General features: G+C 50.2%; 18 protein-coding genes. 6 read left to right on the forward strand and 12 right to left on the reverse strand.

The window, feature by feature from the left end:
• The first annotated feature begins 36 nt into the window (after positions 1 to 36).
• Entirely contained in the window at positions 37 to 1380 is a 1344-nt protein-coding gene (locus M3P05_RS07715) for a sodium-dependent transporter (RefSeq protein ID WP_249698920.1), read from the forward strand.
• Here the strand turns inward: M3P05_RS07715 and M3P05_RS07720 are convergent.
• The 4 genes from M3P05_RS07720 to M3P05_RS07735 all read right to left on the reverse strand — a co-directional run bounded on the left by M3P05_RS07720 (position 1348) and on the right by M3P05_RS07735 (position 8507).
• Complete coding sequence (locus tag M3P05_RS07720) at positions 1348 to 2745, reverse strand: MATE family efflux transporter (RefSeq protein ID WP_249698922.1); 1398 nt, start codon at positions 2743 to 2745, stop codon at positions 1348 to 1350. The genes M3P05_RS07715 and M3P05_RS07720 overlap by 33 nt on opposite strands.
• Positions 2746 to 2887: 142 nt before the next feature.
• Entirely contained in the window at positions 2888 to 6583 is a 3696-nt protein-coding gene (gene metH, locus M3P05_RS07725) for a methionine synthase (protein ID WP_249698924.1), read from the reverse strand.
• A gap of 152 nt (positions 6584 to 6735) precedes the next feature.
• On the reverse strand, positions 6736 to 7161 hold the full coding sequence (locus tag M3P05_RS07730; RefSeq protein WP_249698926.1) for a hypothetical protein: 426 nt from the start codon (positions 7159 to 7161) through the stop codon (positions 6736 to 6738).
• A gap of 134 nt (positions 7162 to 7295) precedes the next feature.
• On the reverse strand, positions 7296 to 8507 hold the full coding sequence (locus M3P05_RS07735; protein ID WP_249698927.1) for a multidrug effflux MFS transporter: 1212 nt from the start codon (positions 8505 to 8507) through the stop codon (positions 7296 to 7298).
• 313 nt (positions 8508 to 8820) lie between these two features.
• On the opposite strand from M3P05_RS07735, the gene nfuA reads away from it, so the two are divergent.
• Positions 8821 to 9429, forward strand: a complete 609-nt coding sequence (gene nfuA / locus M3P05_RS07740) for a Fe-S biogenesis protein NfuA (protein WP_408635879.1) — start codon at positions 8821 to 8823, stop codon at positions 9427 to 9429.
• Between the two features lie 184 nt (positions 9430 to 9613).
• On the opposite strand, the gene M3P05_RS07745 is transcribed toward nfuA, so the two are convergent.
• The 7 genes from M3P05_RS07745 to gloB form a co-directional block, all read right to left on the reverse strand.
• Complete coding sequence (locus M3P05_RS07745; RefSeq protein ID WP_249698930.1) at positions 9614 to 11194, reverse strand: ABC transporter ATP-binding protein; 1581 nt, start codon at positions 11192 to 11194, stop codon at positions 9614 to 9616.
• Positions 11187 to 12203 carry an ABC transporter permease gene (locus M3P05_RS07750; protein WP_249698931.1) on the reverse strand — a complete coding sequence of 339 codons (1017 nt, stop codon included), beginning with the start codon at positions 12201 to 12203 and terminating at the stop codon, positions 11187 to 11189. The genes M3P05_RS07745 and M3P05_RS07750 overlap by 8 nt, the downstream gene beginning before the upstream one ends.
• Complete coding sequence (locus M3P05_RS07755) at positions 12200 to 13288, reverse strand: microcin C ABC transporter permease YejB (RefSeq protein ID WP_249698932.1); 1089 nt, start codon at positions 13286 to 13288, stop codon at positions 12200 to 12202. The genes M3P05_RS07750 and M3P05_RS07755 overlap by 4 nt, the downstream gene beginning before the upstream one ends.
• Before the next feature lie 12 nt (positions 13289 to 13300).
• On the reverse strand, positions 13301 to 15130 hold the full coding sequence (locus M3P05_RS07760) for an extracellular solute-binding protein (protein ID WP_249698933.1): 1830 nt from the start codon (positions 15128 to 15130) through the stop codon (positions 13301 to 13303).
• A gap of 75 nt (positions 15131 to 15205) precedes the next feature.
• Entirely contained in the window at positions 15206 to 15439 is a 234-nt protein-coding gene (locus M3P05_RS07765; protein ID WP_249698934.1) for a hypothetical protein, read from the reverse strand.
• Positions 15440 to 15576: 137 nt separating this feature from the next.
• Positions 15577 to 17208, reverse strand: coding sequence for a LysM peptidoglycan-binding domain-containing protein (locus M3P05_RS07770; protein WP_249698935.1), 1632 nt, complete (start codon positions 17206 to 17208; stop codon positions 15577 to 15579).
• A 106-nt stretch (positions 17209 to 17314) separates the two neighbouring features.
• A complete protein-coding gene (gene gloB / locus M3P05_RS07775) occupies positions 17315 to 18094 on the reverse strand; it encodes a hydroxyacylglutathione hydrolase (protein ID WP_249698936.1) in 780 nt (259 codons plus the stop codon).
• Between the two features lie 83 nt (positions 18095 to 18177).
• Here gloB and M3P05_RS07780 point away from each other — a divergent pair, with 83 nt between their 5' ends.
• The 4 genes from M3P05_RS07780 (at position 18178) to nudC (ending at position 21106) form a co-directional block, all read left to right on the forward strand.
• A complete protein-coding gene (locus M3P05_RS07780; RefSeq protein WP_249698938.1) occupies positions 18178 to 18960 on the forward strand; it encodes a class I SAM-dependent methyltransferase in 783 nt (260 codons plus the stop codon).
• The gene (gene rnhA / locus M3P05_RS07785; RefSeq protein WP_249698939.1) at positions 18957 to 19403 is read left to right on the forward strand and encodes a ribonuclease HI; all 447 of its coding nucleotides are present in this window, start codon (positions 18957 to 18959) and stop codon (positions 19401 to 19403) included. The genes M3P05_RS07780 and rnhA overlap by 4 nt, the downstream gene beginning before the upstream one ends.
• 16 nt (positions 19404 to 19419) lie before the next feature.
• Entirely contained in the window at positions 19420 to 20154 is a 735-nt protein-coding gene (dnaQ, locus tag M3P05_RS07790) for a DNA polymerase III subunit epsilon (protein ID WP_249698940.1), read from the forward strand.
• Between the two features lie 133 nt (positions 20155 to 20287).
• Complete coding sequence (gene nudC, locus M3P05_RS07795) at positions 20288 to 21106, forward strand: NAD(+) diphosphatase (RefSeq protein WP_249698941.1); 819 nt, start codon at positions 20288 to 20290, stop codon at positions 21104 to 21106.
• 75 nt (positions 21107 to 21181) lie between these two features.
• Here the strand turns inward: nudC and M3P05_RS07800 are convergent, their stop codons facing one another.
• Complete coding sequence (locus M3P05_RS07800; RefSeq protein ID WP_249698942.1) at positions 21182 to 21496, reverse strand: SCP2 sterol-binding domain-containing protein; 315 nt, start codon at positions 21494 to 21496, stop codon at positions 21182 to 21184.
• Between the last annotated feature and the right edge of the window lie 92 nt (positions 21497 to 21588).

Genomic DNA, 21588 nt, shown 5'->3' on the forward strand with positions numbered 1-21588 from the left:
CATGACAGGAAATTCTTCTAATGGGGTTCTTGTGTAATGGCTGACCAGCAGCGGATGTCGACCAACCTGGGTTTCATTCTGGCTGTAGCAGGTGCTGCAGTTGGGCTGGGAAATATCTGGCGATTTCCGTATATGGCTGGCGAGCATGGTGGCAGCTTGTTTCTACTCTTTTACCTGCTGTTTGTCTTCTTGATGGGGGTTCCTGCCATGGTTGCCGAGATCGTGGTTGGTAAGGCAGGGCGGGCAACGCCAGCCAGCAGTCTGCGTAAACTGGCGACAGCTGCTGATGCCAACAAGAACTGGTCGAAAGTCGCCTGGATTGGCATGCTGGCCGCCGCAATGGTGTTGTCGTTTTACAGCGTTGTTTCGGGCTGGGGTGGTTATTACCTGTTAAAAAGTACCCAGGGTGATCTAGCAGGAATGAACAGCCAGCAGCTGGGGCAGTTCTTTCAGGAATTTCTTGAAAATCCCTTGTTACTGATAGTGTTTAACACGCTGTTCCTGGGTATTACCATGTTTATCAATGGGCGGCCTGTTGCCCGTGGTCTTGAGCGCCTCAATTATCTTATGATGCCGCTGCTTTACGTGCTGCTTATCCTGCTTGTTTTCTATGCATCAGGTTTGTCTGGTTTTGATCAGGCTTTGAATTATCTGTTTGCTCCCAACTGGGATCATATCAACCTGCGAGTTCTGGTGGAGGCAATGGGACATGCTTTCTTCACGCTTGCTGTCGGTGCCTGCTGTCTGATGGCATATGGGGCCTATATGCCGGAAGAGCAGAGTATCTGGCGAGCTGTCAGTGTCGTTGTTTTCCTTGATCTGCTGGTCTCGGTGCTCACAGGTATCGCAATCTTTTCTGTGGTTTTCAGTGATGGCCTTGATCCGTCGAGCGGCCCCGGCTTGATGTTTATTACCCTGCCGCGGGCACTGAACAGTATGTCCCTTGGTGAGTGGGTGCTGCCGCTGTTCTTTGTGTTGTTTATGATCGCGACTTGGACATCATCCATTAACCTGGCTGAACCACTGGTGGCAACTGCCAGCCGGCGTTACCAGATAGGGCGTAATGCCGCTTCATGGCTGGTTGGTATCTGTATCTGGATTCTGGGGCTGGTACCGTTACTGTCATTTAATCTCTGGAAAGAGTTCTCGATATCCGGTCGCTCTCTCTTCGATCTCTGGACCGGTACCGCAACCAATATCCTTCTGCCGACGACCAGCCTGCTGGTTCTGTTTTTTGTTGGTTGGGTGATGCCGAAGGATTTGCTGTTTGCCAAGCTTGGCATGGCCAATCACAGAACACAGCTGGTGGTACTGACTCTCTGTCGCTATGTCGCTCCGGGAATGGTATTAGCTGTATTTCTGTTTGGCCTGATGTCCTGACAGACCTTTGTGCCAGCCTCTTTTCTGCCAGATATAGCAGTAGGCGACAGAAGAGAGCAGGCGCTGAAGAATCTGGATACACCATACTGCACTGAGTCCCAGTCCGAAATAGACTCCTGCCAGCCAGGTAAGTGGCAGGGTAATCTGCCAGAGCGTGACAAAGCGGATGCGCAGCACGGTTTTGTTGCTGCCTGTGCCCAAAAGAGCCTGGGTCAGAACCAGGCTGATACTGTCGATAATCAAGCCGGCTCCTGCCAGTTGCAGAGGCTGGACACCTTCGGCAATCAGGCGGTTATTATCTGGCAGGAAAAGACCAAGAACGGCCTCCGGCATAAACAGCAACGGCAGACTTAACAGGGTCAGCAGCACCATGGCGACTGTGACTACATCCCAGCCCCAGCGCCAGGCACGATGAGTGTCTCCCGCACCCAGAGCGTGGTTGATCAAAGTGGTAGCTGCCATTCCCAACCCCAGCCCGGGAAGAATCAGAAGCAGTGAGACATTGATGATGACGTGGGTTATCGCCATGGCATCGTTGCCCATACGGGCAACCAGGGCGAAGAACACGCACATGCCCAGTGCGAACAGAGTCTGTTGGGCTGAGTCCGGCCATGCCTGGCGGTAAAGTTGCAGCATTCTGGACTGGTCAGGGCGACTGTTAGGCAGTTTATCCCTGCGGGCAATGCGCATAGTGGCAAGGGTATTGATCAATGCTCCGGTGTACATGGCGATCAATGTACCGATAGCCGCTCCTGAAAGAGCCAGTGGCTGAATAATGTTCCCGACACCAAATATCAGGCCATAGCTGGCGACAGCATTAACGACATGGGTAACGATCAAAATACGCAGGAAATTCCAGGGGGTGTTATAGCCATTCCAGAAACCACGGAATGTCAGCATCAGCATCGCGGCGGGCAGGCTGAGTACACGGATGCGGAAATAATCCAGGGCAAGCGGGGCGACAGAACTATCCAGACCAAATGTGCTGATAATCAGCCCTGAACAAAGAAAAAGCACAATCGTTAACGGCAGGCCGATAACAAGAGCCGCCATCACGCCACTGCTGACAGGTTCCAGAATCTGACTGCGATTGCCACACCCATAAAAACGTGCAACTCGTGATTGCACGGCAACAGACAAACCATTAATCAGGGCGAAGCTGACAAACAGGGCATAGTTGGCAGCACCGATAGCTGCCAGAGACTCTTCACCCAGACGACCGACCATAGCGGTATCAATCAGGTTAATAAGACTCTGTGAAAGCATTCCCCCGGTAATGGGGAGCCCCAGAAGCAGGATGGTACGCAGGCGATTTATCGGTAAACCCTGGGGCAAAACAACCTCAAGCCAGCAGGAAACAGCCATGAGTTTAATGAAAAGTCATGAGCAGAAGAAACATGATTTGCCAACTTCCCGATGAGAAATCATATTCACGGCAAAGGCAGGCATTCTAACACCTCCGGGCTATGAATACCTGCCGTTGTTTACCTTATTGCTATAAGCGACCTCAGGCCTGCTCAGGTTCGTAATCGAGATTTGGCATCAGCCAGCGCTCGGCTTCCTGCAGGGAAATTCCCTTACGACCGGCATAGCTTTTTACCTGATCCTGCTGGATTTTCCCAACCGGAAAGTATCTGGATTCCGGGTGAGAGAAGTACCAGCCGCTGACCGAAGCCGTTGGCCACATGGCAAAATGCTCAGTCAGCGACACGCCAATCTGGTTTTCAGCATCCAGCAGGCGGAACAGTGTCTCTTTCTCGGTGTGATCCGGGCAGGCCGGGTAACCGGGAGCAGGGCGGATGCCCTGGTATTTCTCCTTGATCAGCTCATCATTGGAGAGCTTCTCTTCGGAGGCGTAGCCCCAGAACTCTGTCCGCACTTTCCAGTGCATATATTCCGCCAGAGCTTCTGCCAGCCGGTCAGCCAGAGCCTTCACCATTATGCTCTGGTAATCGTCATGGGCATCCTCATAGCTCTTGGCCAGTTCATGGGCACCAATACCTGCCGTGACGACAAAACCGCCAATATAATCGTCGAGACCCGTGTCTTTGGGAGCAACAAAATCAGACAGGCACTGGTTAGCCTTGCCGTTGACCATCTTGGTCTGTTGCCTCAGGTGATGAACAAGCACCTGTTCTTCGCCATCCTGCAGCTCAATATCATCACGGTTTACCTGACTGGCTGGCCAGAAACCGATGACTGCTTTAGCAAGAACCTCATTCTTCTGCTCGAAACGATCCAGCATCTCCTGGGCGTCGTTAAACAGTTTTTGCGCTTCTGTCCCGACAACCTGGTCATCAAGAATCTTTGGATACTTGCCGTGCAGGTCCCAGGAAATAAAGAATGGTGTCCAGTCTATAAACTCCCGCAGCTGTTTAATGCTGATCTCATCGAAGGTGCGGGCGCCGACAAAGTTCGGTTTGGGAGGTTGATAGCCTTTCCAGTTAAGCGGTGTAACTTTTTGATCTAAATCAGAAAAAGCGACTCGCTCGGCGTTGGGGCGACGTTTGCTGTGGCGCTCGCGCACCTTGGAATATTCTTCCTTAACCTTCTGAACAAATGGTTCTTTAAGCTCATTACTGATCAGACTGGTGGATACACTGACACTGCGTGATGCATCCGTCACATACACTACCTGATCATTCTGGTACTGCTGCTCGATTTTAACAGCGGTATGAGCCTTGGAGGTTGTGGCACCACCAATCATCAGTGGAATATTGAAATCCTGGCGCTGCATCTCACGGGCAACATGAACCATCTCGTCCAGTGAAGGAGTAATCAGGCCGGAGAGGCCAATAATATCGACATTCTCTTCCCTGGCTGTCTGCAGGATTTTTTCGGCTGGCACCATAACACCGAGATCAATCACCTCGTAGTTGTTGCACTGCAGAACCACACCAACAATGTTTTTGCCGATATCGTGGACATCACCTTTGACTGTTGCCAGCAGAATCTTACCTTTAGCCTTGCTGCCTTCATCCTTTTCATCTTCGATAAAGGGAACCAGATGGGCAACAGCCTGTTTCATCACCCGCGCGCTTTTGACCACTTGCGGCAAAAACATTTTGCCGGCACCAAACAGGTCACCAACAACGTTCATGCCATCCATCAGCGAACCTTCAATCACCTCGATGGGTCGTTTGGCCTGCTGGCGGGCTTCTTCAGTGTCCTCAATAATATGAGAGGTAATGCCCTTAACAAGGGCGTGCTCTATGCGTTTGTTAACCGGCTGTTCACGCCAGGCCTGGTCTTCCTTCTGTTCCTGGGCAGAACCATCACCCCGGTACTTGTCAGCAATGGCCAGAAGGTTATCTGTACCGTGATCTGTGCGGTTAAGAATGACATCTTCAACTGCGCCTCTCAGCTCTTTCGGAATTTCTTCATAAATAGCCAGCTGACCGGCATTGACGATACCCATGGACAGTCCGGCCTTGATGGCGTGATAAAGGAAAACAGCATGAATCGCTTCCCGCACAGGGTTGTTGCCCCGGAATGAGAAGGAGACATTGCTGACTCCGCCGGAAGTCATGGCATGGGGAAGGTTGTTATGAATCCAGTCACAGGCTTCGATAAAGTCCACAGCATAATTATTGTGTTCTTCAATACCGGTGGCGACGGCAAAGATATTGGGGTCGAAGATAATATCCTGTGGTGGGAAACCGATCTCGTTGACCAGAATATTGTACGAACGCTGGCAGATTTCGATCTTGCGCTTGATAGTATCCGCCTGGCCGGTTTCATCAAAGGCCATCACCACAACAGCGGCACCATAACGGCGACAGAGCAGGGCATGATCACGGAACTGCTGTTCGCCTTCCTTCAGGCTGATGGAGTTGACAATGCCCTTGCCCTGCAGACACTTCAAACCGGCTTCAATGACATTCCATTTGGATGAATCGAGCATCACCGGCACACGGGCAATATCCGGCTCGGATGCAATCAGGTTGATAAAGGTGACAATGGCCTGCTCGGCATCAAGCATGCCCTCATCCATATTGATATCAATAACCTGCGCACCGTTTTCAACCTGAACTCTGGCAACATCAACGGCCGTTTCGTAATCACCTTCTTTAATCAAGCGTTTGAAGCGGGCTGAACCGGTGACATTACAGCGCTCACCCACGTTAACGAACAGGGAGTCGGAGTCAATGGTAAAGGGTTCCAGACCGCTTAGGCGGCAGGCAACTTCCGGTGTGGCTGGCTGGCGAGGAGTCAGGCCGGAAACTTTTTCGGCAATGGCACGGATATGGTCAGGTGTGGTGCCGCAGCAGCCACCAATAATATTAACCAGCCCGGAACTGGCAAACTCACCGACAATATCAGCCATCTGCTCGGGCGTTTCATCGTACTCCCCAAATTCATTGGGCAGACCGGCATTGGGATGGGCACTGACACAGGTATTGGCAACCCGCGCCATCTCTTCAACATACGGACGCAGCTGGTCGGCACCCAGGGCACAGTTGAGGCCGACACTCAGAGGGCGGGCATGGTTAAGAGTGTTCCAGAACGCTTCTGTTGTCTGACCAGACAGTGTTCGTCCCGAGGCATCGGTAATGGTGCCTGAGATCATAATAGGGAGTTCTTGCCCCAGCTCATCAAAGACAGCCTGCACGGCATAAACAGCAGCTTTGGCATTCAGGGTATCGAAAATAGTTTCGATCAGGATTAAATCGACACCGCCTTCAATCAGGGCTTTGGTGGCTTCACAGTAATTCTCAACCAGCTTATCAAAGGTGATATTGCGGTAGCCCGGATCATTGACATCAGGGGAGATGGAAGCTGTTCGGCTGGTGGGGCCGATAACACCAGCTACAAAGCGGGGCTGGCCGGAAGCCTTTTCAATTTCCTGAGCTGCCTTAACCGCCAGTCGGGCTGCTTCCCGGTTGATCTCCGGAACCAGGTCTTCCATTCCATAATCGGCCATGGACACCCGGGTAGCATTAAAGGTATTAGTCTCGACAATATCGGCACCGGCTTCGAAATAGGCCTTGTGAATGCCGGTAATAATCTCTGGCTGGGTCAGCGCAAGAAGGTCGTTATTTCCCTTCAGGTCTGATGGCCAGTCGGCAAAGCGGATACCCCGATAGTCAGATTCTTCCAGTTTATGGGACTGGATCATAGTGCCCATGGCACCGTCAAGAATCAGAATACGTTGTTGTAGGGCGTCTTTTAGTTGTTGTAGGCGGTGTTCGGCGACGTTCATGTAAAACGTATCCTGCTATAGATCTTTAAATTATTTATAAGTTGTTGCAGCCGCTGGGTATTCGGCTGCTTTCGCTTTCTCACGGGGAGCTTTGACAGGCAGTGTATCAGATTGTTTTGCCGGATAGGATGGGGAAGGGCGCAGCCTGAAGATTATCTCCAGGCTGGCTTATCCTTTGTGACCGGAGCAAGAGGACGAAGACCTTTCTGCCACTGGCGCATTTTTTCCGCATGGGTTTCCTGGGGCGGTTTATATGAAACTTTCTTCCTCACTATGGGTTCTTGCACATGGCTTTTTACTTTCTCCAGCTTCTTTCCTTTGATCGGTGCCGTTGTGCGTAGCTCATTGATAAAGGCAACACGCCTTTCCCCATCAACCGAACAGTTTTTGTAAGCATGTGGGTGATAACCCTTCTCCACCCGTTTGTTCATATAGGCTTTAGGGATCTCCGTTACCACGGAGCGGGTACTGAAGTTTTTGGAACTTGAACTTGTAGAGCTTTTACGTGAGTTCCCGCCAACAGCTCCTGCTGATGGAGAGGGTGATCTGTAAGGCCTTTGAGGTGAAGCTTTGTTCATATCTGTCTCCCAAAATCGTGTGCTTTGGGATAAGCGTATGAAAGAGTTCCTGAAAAATCTGTAGAACTTGTGGAGGGGGGTGCTTTAGTCAAACAGGATATTGGGGGAATGGTTTCCCCCATTAGAGATAACAATCAAGCTGCTTCGGGGGCTGGTTCCGCATCCGAGTGTTGGAATCTGGATAAGGCCAGAGCAAGCAGAATCATGGTCAGGGAGATACCCGCCAGTGGCAATGTGTTATCAAGTACCATCTTACCAGCGATAAAACTGACTCCACTGGCAATAATCATTTCCAGGAAGAAGATAAGACCGGAACCGGTTCCTGCATGCTGATCCAGATGAGACAGGGCTTTTGCCTGGCAGGAAGGCAGGAACAGTCCCAAGCCCGCCTCATAAACCACCAGTCCAAGAGCTAGACCCGGCCAGAGCTGACCATCAGTCAGAAGGGCACTTCCAAATGCGATCGCGGCACCTGCAAGCATAATGGTCCAGGACAGGTTGGTAGCTTTCTTGCGACCAAGCTTATCGGTAATACGACCTGCATTCATACTGCTAAGGATGTAAGCACCCATAACAAAAGCAAAGACAGCTCCGTAGGCCTTGGGAGACAGTTCGAATGCTCCAATCAGTACGAAAGGTGCGCCGACAACAAAGACAAAAGCACCGGCAAAAGCCAGGGAAGCGGTCAAGGCTGGAACCATATAGCGACGGTCACGGAACAGGACCGAGAAACCATTAAGGGTGTCGGCAAAACTGGCGTCCGGGTTGCCCTTGTTCTCATCAGGAAGCAGTCGAACCACAACGATAGTCAGAACACCGATCGCCAGCATAAAAATAAAGCTGGCTTGCCAGCCCCAAAGTTCCTGCAGGAAACCGCCCAGTACGGGAGCAACCATCGGAGCCACTACCAGAGAAGCGCCAATCATGCCGAGAATACGGACATCATTCTTTCCTTTATAAAGGTCACGGGCGATAGCACGGGACAGGGCAGTACCAAAGCAACCGGCAATAGCCTGAATCAGGCGTGCAGCAATCATCACTTCAATGCTGCGGGTGAACAGGATTGCCAGTGTTGCTATAAGATATATGGCGTAACCGCCAACAAGAGTACGACAGTTGCCGAACCGTTCAGAGACAGGGCCGACAACCAGCATGGAAATTGCGAAGCCAAGCATGAAAATACTGACAGTCCATTGCGCCATATAGGGCGTTGTATCAAAAGCTTCTGTCAGTGCTGGCAGTGAAGGGGTAAACAGGTCAATTGAGAGTGGGCCGATAATGGCGCAGAGCACCAGAACCAGAAAAATCAGATGTGACTGTTTAACCGGATCAAGACGATACAACATGGACTCCAGTATTGGCTGATGTTCTTACTGCGAAAGTACCCTGCATTGTTAATACATTGTGCAGGGTCTGTATCTTTCAGTTAGAGAGTTCAAAGGCCAGCGGAGGATAGCGACAGCGAAAAAGGGTGACAATTGTGAGTGATACGTTGAAGCAGGTGATCAGACGCAATCATTAAAACCTACACAGAAGTTAGCTGGGCTAAACGTCTGTAAAATCAGGAAAAGCTATCATTGGGAATAATAACCGACTGTAATAGTGGGGCTTTTACTCGGCTGTGATTCAGCGTAGAATCCCCTCCAAACCAACACAGGAATGTCACACTTGAGTACAGCGGAACTTTCCATCGAATTCACCGAAGGGGCCCAGCAATACCTGGCGGAACTGCTGGAAAAACAAAATGTTGAAGGGATTGGTGTACGTATGTTCGTATCCAGCCCGGGAACACCGCACGCTGAAACCTGCCTGGCCTACTGTAAGCCGGGGGAGGAGAAGGGCAATGATGTATCCATGAAGCTTGATGCCTTTACCGCCTTTATTGAAGAGGACAGTGTTCCTTACCTGGAAGAGGCCAAGGTTGACTATGCAGCTGACCGGATGGGAGGGCAGCTCACCATCAAGGCACCTAATGCCAAGATGCCTAAAGTGTCAGATGACAGCCCCATTGATCAGAAGATTAACTATTTCCTCCAGACAGAAATTAACCCAAGCCTGGCTTCCCATGGCGGCATGGTTCGTCTGGTGGAGATGGACGAAGAGGGCTATGCCATCCTGCAGTTCGGTGGGGGCTGCCAGGGATGTGCCAGTGTCGATCTGACGCTTAAAGACGGCGTGGAACGCACACTGATGGAGCGCATCCCCGAACTAAAAGGAGTGAAGGATATGACTGATCACTCCAATACTGAGAATGCTTACTACAAGTAAACGCCAGTAATTATTGATATTTAACCGGATGTTCTCCATCCGGTTTTTTTATGCCTGAATATCTTCCATAAATATATTATACAATCATATTTTTATTCCCCGATTTATAACCTTCAAAAATCGAAATGCTGCGACAAAATGAAAACAGGTAAAACACAAATTTGATTTCTTGAGAATGACAGGATTAATTCAGAAATGCGGCTTCAATAAGAGTTTTAGTGTATTGGTGATTTGGATAATTGAAAACTTGTTCAGAGGGACCACACTCGATGAGTTTCCCCGACTTCATCACGGCAATACGGTGGCTCATGGCTCGAACGACCGAGAGGTCATGGCTGATAAAAATATAAGATGTATTGTGTTGCTTCTGAATTTTCCGCAGAAGGTGAATCAGCTGCAGCTGCAACCCTCGATCGAGAGAAGATGTTGGTTCATCGAGAATGATCAGTCTGGGCTCCAGAATAACAGCACGGGCCAGAGCGATACGCTGACGCTGGCCACCGGAAAACTCATGGGGATAAAGATCGAGTGAGGAGTAGGGGAGATCCACTTCATCCAGCACCAGACGCATTTTCTGTTCCCGCTCCAGCGGATTCAATCTGCTATGAATAATCAGGCCTTCGCCCAGAATTTCCCGAATAGACATTCTTGGATTAAGGCTGCCAAATGGATCCTGGAAGACCATCTGGATATCTTTTCTTAAGGGACGAAACGTCTTTTCGCACAGAGACTGAACGGCCTGTTCAAAAAAGAAGATCTCACCATCAGACGTGATAAGCCTCAGAAGTGCGAGGGCAACAGAGGTTTTTCCTGAGCCACTTTCCCCAACTAAGCCAAGGGTTTCTCCTTGTTTCAAGCTGAGTGAAACTTTATCAAAAACCGGGTCGTTATTGGTTTTTGAAAACCAACTTTTCCTTTGTCTATACCAGGCTCTCAGCTCCTGTGTGACCAGTGCATTCTTTGCGTCACTGACCACCGGGTATGGTTGTCCGGTCGGTTCACTATCAATAATATCTCGGGTCACAGAGTGCCTGGGGTTTGCAAAAATATTATCAGTCTCTCCTTTTTCAACAAGCTTCCCGTCAGCCATAACACACATGCGATCAGCAAAGTGCCTGACTAATCCAAGATCATGGGTAATAAACAGGATGGCCATGTTGTAGTGCTTCTGAAGTTTTCCGAGCAGGGCCAGTATCTGCTTTTGCACCGTGACATCCAGTGCGGTTGTTGGCTCATCAGCGATGAGCAGGTCAGGACTATTGGCGATGGCCATGGCGATCATGGCCCGCTGTCGTTGACCACCCGACAGTTCATGTGGGTAGCGTTTATGGATAACTTCCGGATTGGGAAGTTCGACATCACAAAAGAGTTGCAGGGATTGCTGCTCAGCTTCCTGAGGAGAGACTGGCTGATGTTGAAGGATATTCTCCTGAACCTGTCTGCCTACAGTCTGAAGTGGATTCAGCGAAGTCATGGGTTCCTGGAAAATCATTCCAATCCGGTTACCCCTGAGGTTTTGAAGGTATCCATCGTTTTGCCGGATTAGATCTTTGCCCCGAAAGTGAATAAGCCCCGAAATTTCCATAGAGTCAGGAGTAAGGCGGGCAATGCTGTGAGCTGTCAGGGATTTACCTGCCCCTGACTCACCAACCAGAGCTAGAGTTTCTCCACTCTCTATTTTGAAACTGACATCCGAGACGAGTGTTTTGTCAGAGGCTTTATGGGTGATGCACAGCTCATTCACTTCAAGTAGTGGTTCAGCCATTTACATTCCTCGGATCAAGGGCATCACGAACGCCTTCGCCAATAAAAACCAGTAGGATCAGCAGAAGTGATGTTGTCAGAAATCCCGTGATACCAAGCCATGGTGCCTGAAGGTTATGTTTGCCCTGAGCAATCAGCTCACCCAGTGAGGGGGATCCCAATGGCATACCAAAACCCAGGAAATCCAGTGAAGCCAGGGTGCCGATAGCTCCACACAGAATAAATGGCAGGAATGTAACAGTGGCAACCAGTGCATTTGGGAGGATATGCCTCGTCATAAGGCGGGCATGACCAAGGCCCATGGCTCTGGCGGCCATCACATAATCATAATTACGGGCTTTAAGAAATTCCGCTCTGACCGGATCGATAAGTGGAACAAATGAAAACAGAAGAAGAATGCCGAGCAGGGACCAGAAACCGGAGTCGATCAGGCCGGACAAAATGATCAGCAGGTAGAGAACAGGCAGCCCTGACCACACTTCCAGAAAACGCTGACCTAACAGATCAACAGAACCACCGTAATAACCTTGTACAGCCCCGATACTGACGCCGAAAAGAGTTGTTCCAAGTGTCAGCATCAAGCCAAACAGTATTGATGTTCGAAGGCCATAAAGGACTCTGGCCAGAACATCACGCCCTTGGTCATCAGTGCCAAAGTAATTCTCACTGGATGGCGGTGCAGGTGCTGGCCGGTTGTAATTGATGGTGTCATAGCTGAATGGCACCGGCGCAGAAAGAATCCATCCTCCGGACTGTTCAATCTGGTTTTGGATATAGTCATCCTGCCAGTCCGGTTCAATATCCAACTCTCCGCCAAAGGTGGTTTCCGGGTATGTCTTCAGGAAAGGTACATACAGCTCCTCCTGGTAGGAGAGAAGCAGAGGTTTGTTATTGGCAATAAGGTTAGAGAACAGGCTGACAGTGAAAAGTAATAAGAAACACCAAAAGGAGAAATAACTGCGTCGGTGTTGCTTAAAGGCCTGCCAGCGTCTCTGGTTCAGTGGATTCACAGGCCACTCCTGGCATCAAAAGTGATGCGAGGGTCTACCCATGTATAGGTGAGGTCGCCTGCCAGCTTGACCAGTAACCCAATCAATGTGAAGACATAGAGGGTGCCAAATACAACCGGGTAATCCCGTTGGATCATGGCCTCAAAGCCCAACAGCCCGAGTCCATCCAGTGAAAAGATAATTTCGATCAGCAGGCTGTTGGTAAAAAGAATACCTATCAGTGCAGCCGGAAATCCTGAAATCACCAGCAGCATGGCATTGCGGAAAATATGCCTGATCAAAATCTGGGAATCTTTTAACCCCTTGGCTCTGGCTGTTATCACATACTGCTTGCGAATCTCTTCCAGAAATGAGTTTCTGGTCAGCATGGTTAAAGTGGCAAAACTTCCAATAATCATCGCCGTTATTGGCAGAACCATATGCCAGATATAGTCAGAGATTTTGCCAATCAGAGTCAGTTCATCAAAGTTATCGGAAGTCAGCCCCCTCAGTGGAAACAGCTGCCAGTAGGAACCACCTGAAAAGAGGATGATAAGCAGCATGGCAAACAGAAAGCTCGGGATTGCATAGCCGACCGTTATAAAGGTGCTGCTCCAGGCATCAAAGGCTGTACCCTGTCGAAGAGCTTTGTATATGCCAAGGGGAATGGAAATAAGATAAACCAGCAGAGTACTCCAGAGACCCAGAGAGATTGAGACCGGAAGTTTTTCCCAGATAAGGTCTGTCACCTTGATCGAACGAAAAAAACTCTTGCCGAGATCAAAGGTCAGGTATTCTTTCAGCATTTTGAGAAATCGTTCAGGTGCTGGCCGGTCGAAGCCATATTGCTTCTTGATTTTATCCAGCAATTCTTTGGAGATAGCACGAGAGCCCTGATGTTCATCCAGCTCCAGTGAAGACAGGCTGGCTTCTTCGGTTGTTCCACCAAGTCTGCTGGTTGCACCTGTATCAAACCCCTGAAGTTCAGCCACCATCTGTTCAACAGGGCCACCAGGGGCAGCCTGCACAATAATGAAATTCAGCAAAAGAATTCCAAGAATGGTTGGAAAAATAAGAAGCAGGCGGCGGAAAAGGTAGGCCGTCATAAACTGGGATTCTTATTGTTTAACACTATCGTCTAGTTTAGTTGGCTCAGTGGCAAACCATGTTGTGCGTTCTACTGAATAACGTGGAAGGTTATCCGGCGGAGAGACCCTGTTGCTGTAGGCTATTTGCCAGCTTGGGTTGTAGATCATTGGAATGGCCTGAAAATGCCACAGCAATATACGATCCATTGCCTTTATTTTTGTGACCAGCTCGGCCCAGGATTTTGAAGCGGGAATGGCTTCGGTTATCTCATCAATTGCAGGAATATTGACTCCGGCAAGATTGAGTGTTCCCTCTTCATTAAGATTGGCACTGCTCCAGAAGCTTCTCTGCTCTATGCCGGGTGAAGGTGTGTGACGAAAAGAATGGAGAATGGCATCGAAATCCAGTGCCCGGATACTTTTCAGGTAACGGGCGCTTTCTGCCGTTTTGATTGTCATCGTGATTCCGGCTTCAGCAAAGCGACGAACCTGGGTTTGCAGAAGTCGCTCATTACTTGGGTCCCCCAGAAGAATCTCGAAAGAAAATGGTTTTCCAGAAGGTGTCTTCATTACTCCCTGTTCCAGCTGAAAACCAGCTTCTTTGAACAGGGAAATTGCGTACTTCAGCTTTTCTCTTCTGGCCATGGAACCGGCCGGCGGCCATATATCCGTGAATATTCTCTGGGGAAGATCGCCTTTCCACTTGCTGAGAAGTTCAAGCTCTTTCCCTTCAGGCAAACCCGTCGCTGCAAGCTCGGATCCATCAAAGAAACTTTTTGCCCTGACCATCATATTGCTGAGCAGGTTGGCAACAACCCAGTCAACATCCAGAAGTACAGCGACAGCTTCACGTACCCGGATATCATTGAACGGGGCTCTTCGGCTATTTAATACCAGTGAACTGGTCTGGGGGTTATGGTTCTTCCAGGTGCCCTTGATAAGCTTGCCGGTTTTAAGGGCTGACTTACTGTAGCCTTCCAGCCAGTAGCGAGGATAACCCTCAATATGCCAGTCGAGCTGGCCACTGTTCAGGGCCTCAAGGATCACATTACTGTCGCGGTAATAGTCGTAGCGAACAATATCGAAGTTATTTCGCCCAACATTGGCCGGGTGGTTTTCAGCCCAGTAATTCTTGATACGCTCGTATTCAATAAAACGTCCGGCTGCAAAACGCTTGATCTTGTATGCACCACTGACAACTGGTGGTTCGAGCAGATCGGCATTGAAACCACGATCCTTCCACCAGTGTTCAGGCAGAACCGGCAGTTGTCCGATCAGCAGGGGCAGTTCACGGTTTCTGTTGTGTTTGAAGGTAAACAAAACCCTGTGCTCTGAGGTGGCTTTGACTGCCTCCACATCCTGGTAGAACTGTTGCCAGAAAAGGCTGCCCTCTGACTGAAGAATATTGAAACTGAATACAATATCTTTTGCTGTGACTGGCTTGCCATCACTGAAAACAGCCTTGGGATTAATGTGAAAAGCTACCCAGCTGTTATCCGCAGGTTGTTCGATCTTCTCAACCATTACCCCATATTTGGTCAGAGGTTCATCCCAATTCCGGGTTAGCAGTGAACTGTTGGTCAGATACAGGCCATAAGCAGCTTTTCCCTGGGAGCCGTAGACATTAAAAGTGTCAAATGTTCCCATGGCGGCAATGCGGATAGTTCCACCTTTAGGCGCATCAGGCTTAACGTGTTTAAAGTGCTTGTAATCGGGAGGAAGGGCAGGCTTGCCATGGAGGGAGATGGCATGACTGAAAATGATGCCTGATTCTTCAGCCCGGGAATAACCAGATTTGGCAAGAACAAGGAACACGACCAGATAAAAGGCCAGCAGTGTTAGTGCGCGTGGTGTAGTCAAGATCCATCCTGCTTCATGTTTATTGGTTGAAATATAGATGGAATGCCGGGTTGGACTGCGCTTTTTATCAGCTAATTATTGTGAAGCGCGAACTCTCGTTATGACCCGCTCAGCTTGCTCGTTGTTGTTGGGAAACAGGCTATCGGCAACATGCTCTGCGCCAACTTCAATCGTTACGATGTAACGAGCACAGCTTTTGAAGTCATCATGGCAGTACTTCTTTTTCGTCAACGCTTCGGTAGCCGGCATATCAACCAGAGTACTCTGGAAAAAAGGACAGCAGTCGCAGTACTCGCACTTCTTTTCCATGCCGACCAGCCTGATATTTGAACCCCGAAATATTATCGGCGTGGCCTGGAAAGGGTTGAGGGAACGAGTGCAGGAGAGAGAAGACCGGGGGAAGGGCAGTTACTGTTATCGGATTACAGTAACTGCCTGATTAAGGTTTATCTGGCTGTTACATCAACAAAAAGGGTCAGGTTATCGCCGGGCTGGAGGTATTTGCCAAGGGTATTCCAGTTGCGGATATCATTGACAGAAACCCGGAAGCGTGAAGCAATAGCCGACAGGTTATCGCCGGAACGAACCTTGTAGGTCACCTTTCTTACCACGCCCTGATTGCTTCCTTTGGCTTTGCCGGTCCACACCACCAGCTTCTGGCCAACCCGCAGGGTGTCGCCGGGAGCCATGCTGTTCCATGAAGCCAGGCTCTTAACCGAAACATCATACTTGCGGGCAATTTCCCAAAAGCTGTCACCGCTGCGAACGATGTAGTCGATCTTGCTGCGTCCCTTCACAGGACGGCTGGCTTTGGCAATCCGGCGCTGCTCGGCCGTAAGGGTGTAGTCGGTGTTGTCACCGGATGGAACAGGAATCAGAAGAGATTTGTCTGCCACAATCCGGGTGCCACTGATTCGGTTTACATCCTTGATGAGTTCAGGTGATGTACCAAAGCGTTTGGCGATACGTATCAGGCTGTCACCGGATTTAATGGTGTAGCGCTGCCATTCAAGGCGCTGCTCAAAAGGCAGACCGGCAATGGCCTCACGAAAAGATTCCGCCTGATCAACAGGAATCAGCAGACGATGAGGGCCATCAGGGCTCGTCGCCCAGCGGTTGAAAGCAGGATTCAGGCGATACAGTTCTTCCATTTCCAGTTCCGCCAGTTTGGCGGCACGGGCCAGATCAATCTGCTGACCGATATCAACCTGTGCAAAGAAAGGCTCGTTGGGCACAGGTTTTAGTTTGAGATTGTAGCGGGCCGGGTCGCGGAATATTTTACCAATCGCAATCAGCTTGGGTACGTAGGCCGAAGTTTCCTTATGCAGGGAGAGCGACCAGAAGTCTGTAGCTTTGCCCTTTTTCTTGTTGCGTTTGATAGAGTTGGCAACATTACCGCGTCCACCGTTGTAGGCTGCAAGGGCCAGTTCCCAGTCATCAAACTGCTCATTCAGTTCAACCAGATAATCCAGTGCGGCATTGGTTGCTGCAACAACATCTCTGCGGCCGTCGTACCACCAGTTCTGTTCGAGTCCGTAATGACGTCCTGTGGAAGGGATAAACTGCCACAGGCCTGCGGCACGGCCAAAAGAGTAGGCGAATGGGTCAAAGGCGCTTTCAACAATGGGAAGAAGCGCCATCTCCATCGGCATATTTCGTTTCTTGGTTTCAGCAACAATGTAATGGAGATAGGGGGTTGCACGGTCAATAACCCGGTTAAAATACCCCTGGTTACGGCTGTACCAGCGCAGCTCAGCTCTGATACGGGCATTGTCCTGATCCAGGTTCATACCCAGACCACCACGAATCACCTCAACCAGATCTTCGGGTGGCGGAGGCGGTACCAGCTTTGGAACCGGCTTCTTCTTGCTGATTTGGACAGCAACTTCTTTTTTAACCTTAACCTCAGGTTTCTTCTGCTCCTGAACAGCTTTACTGATCACGGGCTCTGAGGGGGTAGAAGCACTGTCGGGTATCATGGTCTGACAGCCACCCAGCGCCAAAGCCAGCACCAGTGGTCTGGTCAGGCGGAGCGCTGAACGAATCTGTACGTCCTGGGTGGGCGTCTTATCTTGCATTGGTAACCGGTATCTAGTCTCTTCTGTCCACAGCTGCCATTATCCCTGTCACTGGCAGGCTGCACCTTAAATAACAAAAATGCCCAGTGGCATCACCAGCGGCATTTTAAAATGTATCTTTCCATCTGCGAACTGCAGCAAAGGTTTCATCTGCAGAAGACAGCGTCTGGCCACTCTGAATTTCTGCGGCTTTGCGAACCAGCTCAACATCTGCCCGCAGGAACGGGTTTGTTTTACGTTCATCTACAATTCGCGAAGGCACCGTTGGCCGGGATTGTTCCCGAAGTGTCAGTACCTGCTGGTAGCGTTCCTGCAGATCGGTATTCTCAGGCTCAACAGCCCGGGCAAAATTGAGATTGGCCTGAGTGTATTCATGAGCGCAATAGACAAGCGTATTGTCTGGCAGATTGGAGAGTTTAGTCAGAGACTCTCTCATCTGTGCAGGTGTGCCCTCAAACAGTCTGCCACACCCTCCGGCAAACAGGGTATCACCACAGAACAGCACAGGTTCATGATCCTGCCAGTGCCCGAAATAACTGATATGGCCGGCGGTATGACCGGGCGTATCAAATATCGCCAGATCATGACCAAGAATGGTAATGATGTCACCTTCCGACAGCTTTTGGGTTATGCCTTTGATGCTTTCTTTGGCCGGCCCGTAAACCGAAATATCATCAAGGCTGGTCAGACGGGCAACTCCACCGGTATGATCAGCATGGTGGTGAGTCAGTAATATGCCTTTCAAGGTCAAACCCTGTTCCTGGCATGCACGAAGTACGACTTCACCATCGCCTGGGTCAACGACAAAGCAGGATTGGCTTTTCGAGTCGACCAGCATCCAAATATAATTGTCATTGAACGCTGGCAGGCCAGTTATTGAGATCATATTACCGCCGGTATGGGCACATTACGCCGTGATCGTACTGGTTAACCTGTCGCATGCCAATAGTCATGGATACTGAATACTGAATGTTTGCGTTTAAGGCCGGATCGGAACAAGGCACATTTGCCGAATATCTGCCAGCAGTCAGGCAGTGGTTGGCTACGGAACGTGGCCAGTTTCTGCTGAGAACCGAACAGCGGGATCTGGATCTGCTGCTGCCACGTATGTTTGGCCATCATGCCAGTACATTGGGAATACTGCCTGATGCCTCGTTGCTGGAAGCAACCCAAATCGTACACAAGACGTTTCTGACGCCTCTCGAGGAAAGCGGTGGGCCGGAAACAATTCGTCTGTCGGTTACCGAATGGCCGGTACAGCCACGCAGTATGAATATGGTTCTGCTGCACCATGTGCTGGAGTTTTCAGAAAAACCTCACCGGACCCTGCGGGAAGCCTGCCGCGCCATTATGCCGGGTGGGCGTTTGGTGATTGTCGGTTTTAATCCATTGAGTTTGTGGAATCCTGTAAGGATGCTGGGTTGTGGTGAAGACCGCATAATCAGACGGGCCAGGTTTTTTGCCCCGCGAAGAATCAATGACTGGCTGACGCTGTTGAACTTTCGCCAGTGTCATCTTCATTTTGGTGGGGCACTGTTTCCACTGACAACACGTCTGCACCCGTTGCGGCGCAAGCGGGTGGAAACATTCTTTTCCACCAGCCGTATACCCATGGGCAGTTTTTATATAATGGTGGCGGTTAAGGAACGTTCGGGCCTGATACCCTACGACCGCCGCTGGCGCAGTACCGGCAACCGCCTGTTTGGCAGTACCGCCTGTACCGCTGGTGATTTAATGAAGGAAAACACTTGAGTATTGTGGTTGAGATTTTCACTGATGGTGCCTGTAGCGGAAACCCCGGTCCGGGAGGCTGGGGAGCTGTATTGCGTTACGGGGATATCAAGGAACGTCATATCTATGGTGGTGAAGCCAATACCACTAACAACCGGATGGAACTGATGGCGGCTATTGAGTCGCTGGCCGTTCTGACCCGGCCCTGCAAAGTGAAGCTGACCACAGATTCGCAGTATGTGCGCAAGGGCATCACGGAATGGATGGCAGGCTGGAAGCGCAAGAACTGGATGACAGCCAGCAAGAAGCCGGTCAAGAATGTGGATTTATGGAAGCGTCTGGAGAAAGAGGCGTCCCGCCATGACGTTGACTGGCACTGGATCAAAGGACACAGCGGTCATCCTGACAACGAAATGGCTGATGAACTGGCCCGCCGTGGTGCCCAAGAAGCCGCCGGCAAATAACGACTGAGCAGATATTATGTCCCGAATTATCGTACTCGATACGGAAACAACCGGTCTGGAACCCAGCCAGGGCCACCGTGTTATTGAAATCGGCTGCGTGGAAGTTATTAACCGCAAGCTGACCGGTAATCACTACCACGTGTATATCCAGCCTGAGCGGGAGGTGGAAGCGAGTGCCATAGAGGTACACGGTATCACCAATGAGTTCCTGGCAGATAAACCACTGTTTTCCCATATCGCTGAAGACTTTCTCAATTTTGTTAATGGCGCTGAGCTGGTTATCCATAACGCCCCCTTCGATGTGGGCTTTATCAACCATGAATTCAATCTGCTGGGCGCTCAGTCTCCAGGTAAGATTGAAGATTATTGCAAGATTACTGACAGCCTGGCGCTGGCACGCCGCAAGCACCCGGGTCAGCGCAACAGCCTGGATGCCCTCTGTAAACGCTATTTCGTAGATAACTCCAGCCGTACCCTGCACGGAGCATTGCTTGACTCCGAGATACTGGCAGATGTCTACCTGACAATGACCGGTGGTCAGACAGCTCTCTCTCTTGGTAGTCAGGACGGTTCCGGTGATGGAGAATCTGGAGCGAGCATGATCCGCCGCCTGTCCACTGACCGCCCTCCACTGAAAGTGCTGAAAGCAACTGCAGAAGAAATCAGCATGCATCAGGAAAAACTGGCTGCTATTGAAAAGAAGGCCGGAAATTGCTTATGGAAAGAACGTTTTTCTGAAGAAAATTCCTAAGCCAGATCATATAAAGGATTAAATAGTCCGGTAAGCTAACTTCAATAAACTTTGGTATTGCTTATCGGACTGTGCTGCGGAACAGGGCGGCATTTTCATAGTCATCAGTTCAATGGATCGAACGGAAGAAATTATGATATTGCACCATCAGGATCTCGATCACTTTCAGATTGAAGCCCCCACTGAAGGATCATCTCATCAGTGGCTGTACCTTGTTTTTGTCAAAGGCCAGATTGTTCCGGCTCCTGACCAGGGTTACTGCTGGACCGCGCTGCCGGTTCAGGAGGAACATATTCTTCAGCGACACACACTGGGCAGCAGTGATACCTGTGCCTTTGTTGCTGTGGAAGTGGCACCGAACAGGATTCTTATTGAGCCTGAACCACTGCGCAGTGCAATTATTTCCGACAAGCTGCCTGGCCAGATTCTTCTGCAGGCGGGTGCCTTGATTAACTGGGGCAGGAACTTTCGTTTTTGTCCCCGCTGTAAAACCCGGCTGGAGCCGGTTGAAAAAGGCGCTGATCGATCCAGAACCTGCAGCCAGTGCAGCTTCCGTGCTTATCCGGTACTCAGCCCCTGTATTATTGTGTTGATTACCCGGGGTGACAGCATCCTTCTAGCCCGTTCACACCGTCATCCCCCTGGTTTCCGCTCACTGGTTGCCGGCTTTGTTGAGCCCGGTGAAGATCTTGAACAGGCCGTTGCCCGTGAGGTTATGGAAGAGACTGGAATCAAAGTCACTGATATTCAGTATTCGAGCAGTCAACCCTGGCCGTTCCCCCATAACCTGATGGTTGGTTTTACCGCAAGATACGAAAGCGGGGAGCTGACCATTGATCCGGAAGAGCTTGCAGCCGCAGACTGGTATCCGGTTGATAAGCTGCCAAAGCTTCCTCCAAAGCAGACCATTGCCCGGAGTCTTATTGATCGGTGGGTAGAACGTTGTATGTAAGGTGGGTGTGAAATCTAGCTGGAAATAAAAAAGCTTCCCTGTGCAAACAAGGAAGCTTTTTTTGGAGAGCTGAAATCAGGCTGGAAACAGCTCTGGCAGTTTGGTGGCCAGCATCATATCGCCTTCGGCACGGAGTTTGCCCATCATGAAAGCCTGCATGCCATCGGTTTCACCAGAAATAATTCCCTTCAGGGTTTCAGAATCCATAATCAGTGTGACATTGGCATCATCGCTGGCACCAGGAACAACACCACAGGTTCCGTCCTTAACAATCAGGTGATAGGTGTCACCATCTTCAATATCGAACTGGAAAATCAGATCGAGACCGGCTGCTGCCTCAGTATTGAAGTGATGCTTCATTTCATCAAAGATTTCAGCAAGATCCGCCATCTTTTTTATCCTTTATCAAAATAATCGGCTGGTGCAGCAATAACCGTCAGGCTGCTGTCCGTGTTCGGCTTCTGCCCGTTTTATACGAACGG

It is taken from the genome of Parendozoicomonas callyspongiae (assembly GCF_023502345.1).
In the GTDB taxonomy this organism is placed as follows: domain Bacteria; phylum Pseudomonadota; class Gammaproteobacteria; order Pseudomonadales; family Endozoicomonadaceae; genus Sansalvadorimonas; species Sansalvadorimonas callyspongiae.

Coding starts and splice junctions, on each gene's coding strand:
- M3P05_RS07720 (WP_249698922.1), bottom strand. CDS start 2,745: ATGGCTGTTTCCTGCTGGCTTGAGGTTGTTTTGCCCCAGGGTTTACCG.
- M3P05_RS07755 (WP_249698932.1), bottom strand. CDS start 13,288: ATGACGGCCTACCTTTTCCGCCGCCTGCTTCTTATTTTTCCAACCATT.
- M3P05_RS07765 (WP_249698934.1), bottom strand. CDS start 15,439: ATGGAAAAGAAGTGCGAGTACTGCGACTGCTGTCCTTTTTTCCAGAGT.
- nudC (WP_249698941.1), top strand. CDS start 20,288: ATGATATTGCACCATCAGGATCTCGATCACTTTCAGATTGAAGCCCCC.
- metH (WP_249698924.1), bottom strand. CDS start 6,583: ATGAACGTCGCCGAACACCGCCTACAACAACTAAAAGACGCCCTACAA.
- M3P05_RS07780 (WP_249698938.1), top strand. CDS start 18,178: ATGTTTGCGTTTAAGGCCGGATCGGAACAAGGCACATTTGCCGAATAT.
- M3P05_RS07745 (WP_249698930.1), bottom strand. CDS start 11,194: ATGGCTGAACCACTACTTGAAGTGAATGAGCTGTGCATCACCCATAAA.
- dnaQ (WP_249698940.1), top strand. CDS start 19,420: ATGTCCCGAATTATCGTACTCGATACGGAAACAACCGGTCTGGAACCC.
- gloB (WP_249698936.1), bottom strand. CDS start 18,094: ATGATCTCAATAACTGGCCTGCCAGCGTTCAATGACAATTATATTTGG.
- M3P05_RS07800 (WP_249698942.1), bottom strand. CDS start 21,496: ATGGCGGATCTTGCTGAAATCTTTGATGAAATGAAGCATCACTTCAAT.
- M3P05_RS07770 (WP_249698935.1), bottom strand. CDS start 17,208: ATGCAAGATAAGACGCCCACCCAGGACGTACAGATTCGTTCAGCGCTC.
- M3P05_RS07715 (WP_249698920.1), top strand. CDS start 37: ATGGCTGACCAGCAGCGGATGTCGACCAACCTGGGTTTCATTCTGGCT.
- M3P05_RS07730 (WP_249698926.1), bottom strand. CDS start 7,161: ATGAACAAAGCTTCACCTCAAAGGCCTTACAGATCACCCTCTCCATCA.
- nfuA (WP_408635879.1), top strand. CDS start 8,821: ATGTCACACTTGAGTACAGCGGAACTTTCCATCGAATTCACCGAAGGG.
- M3P05_RS07735 (WP_249698927.1), bottom strand. CDS start 8,507: ATGTTGTATCGTCTTGATCCGGTTAAACAGTCACATCTGATTTTTCTG.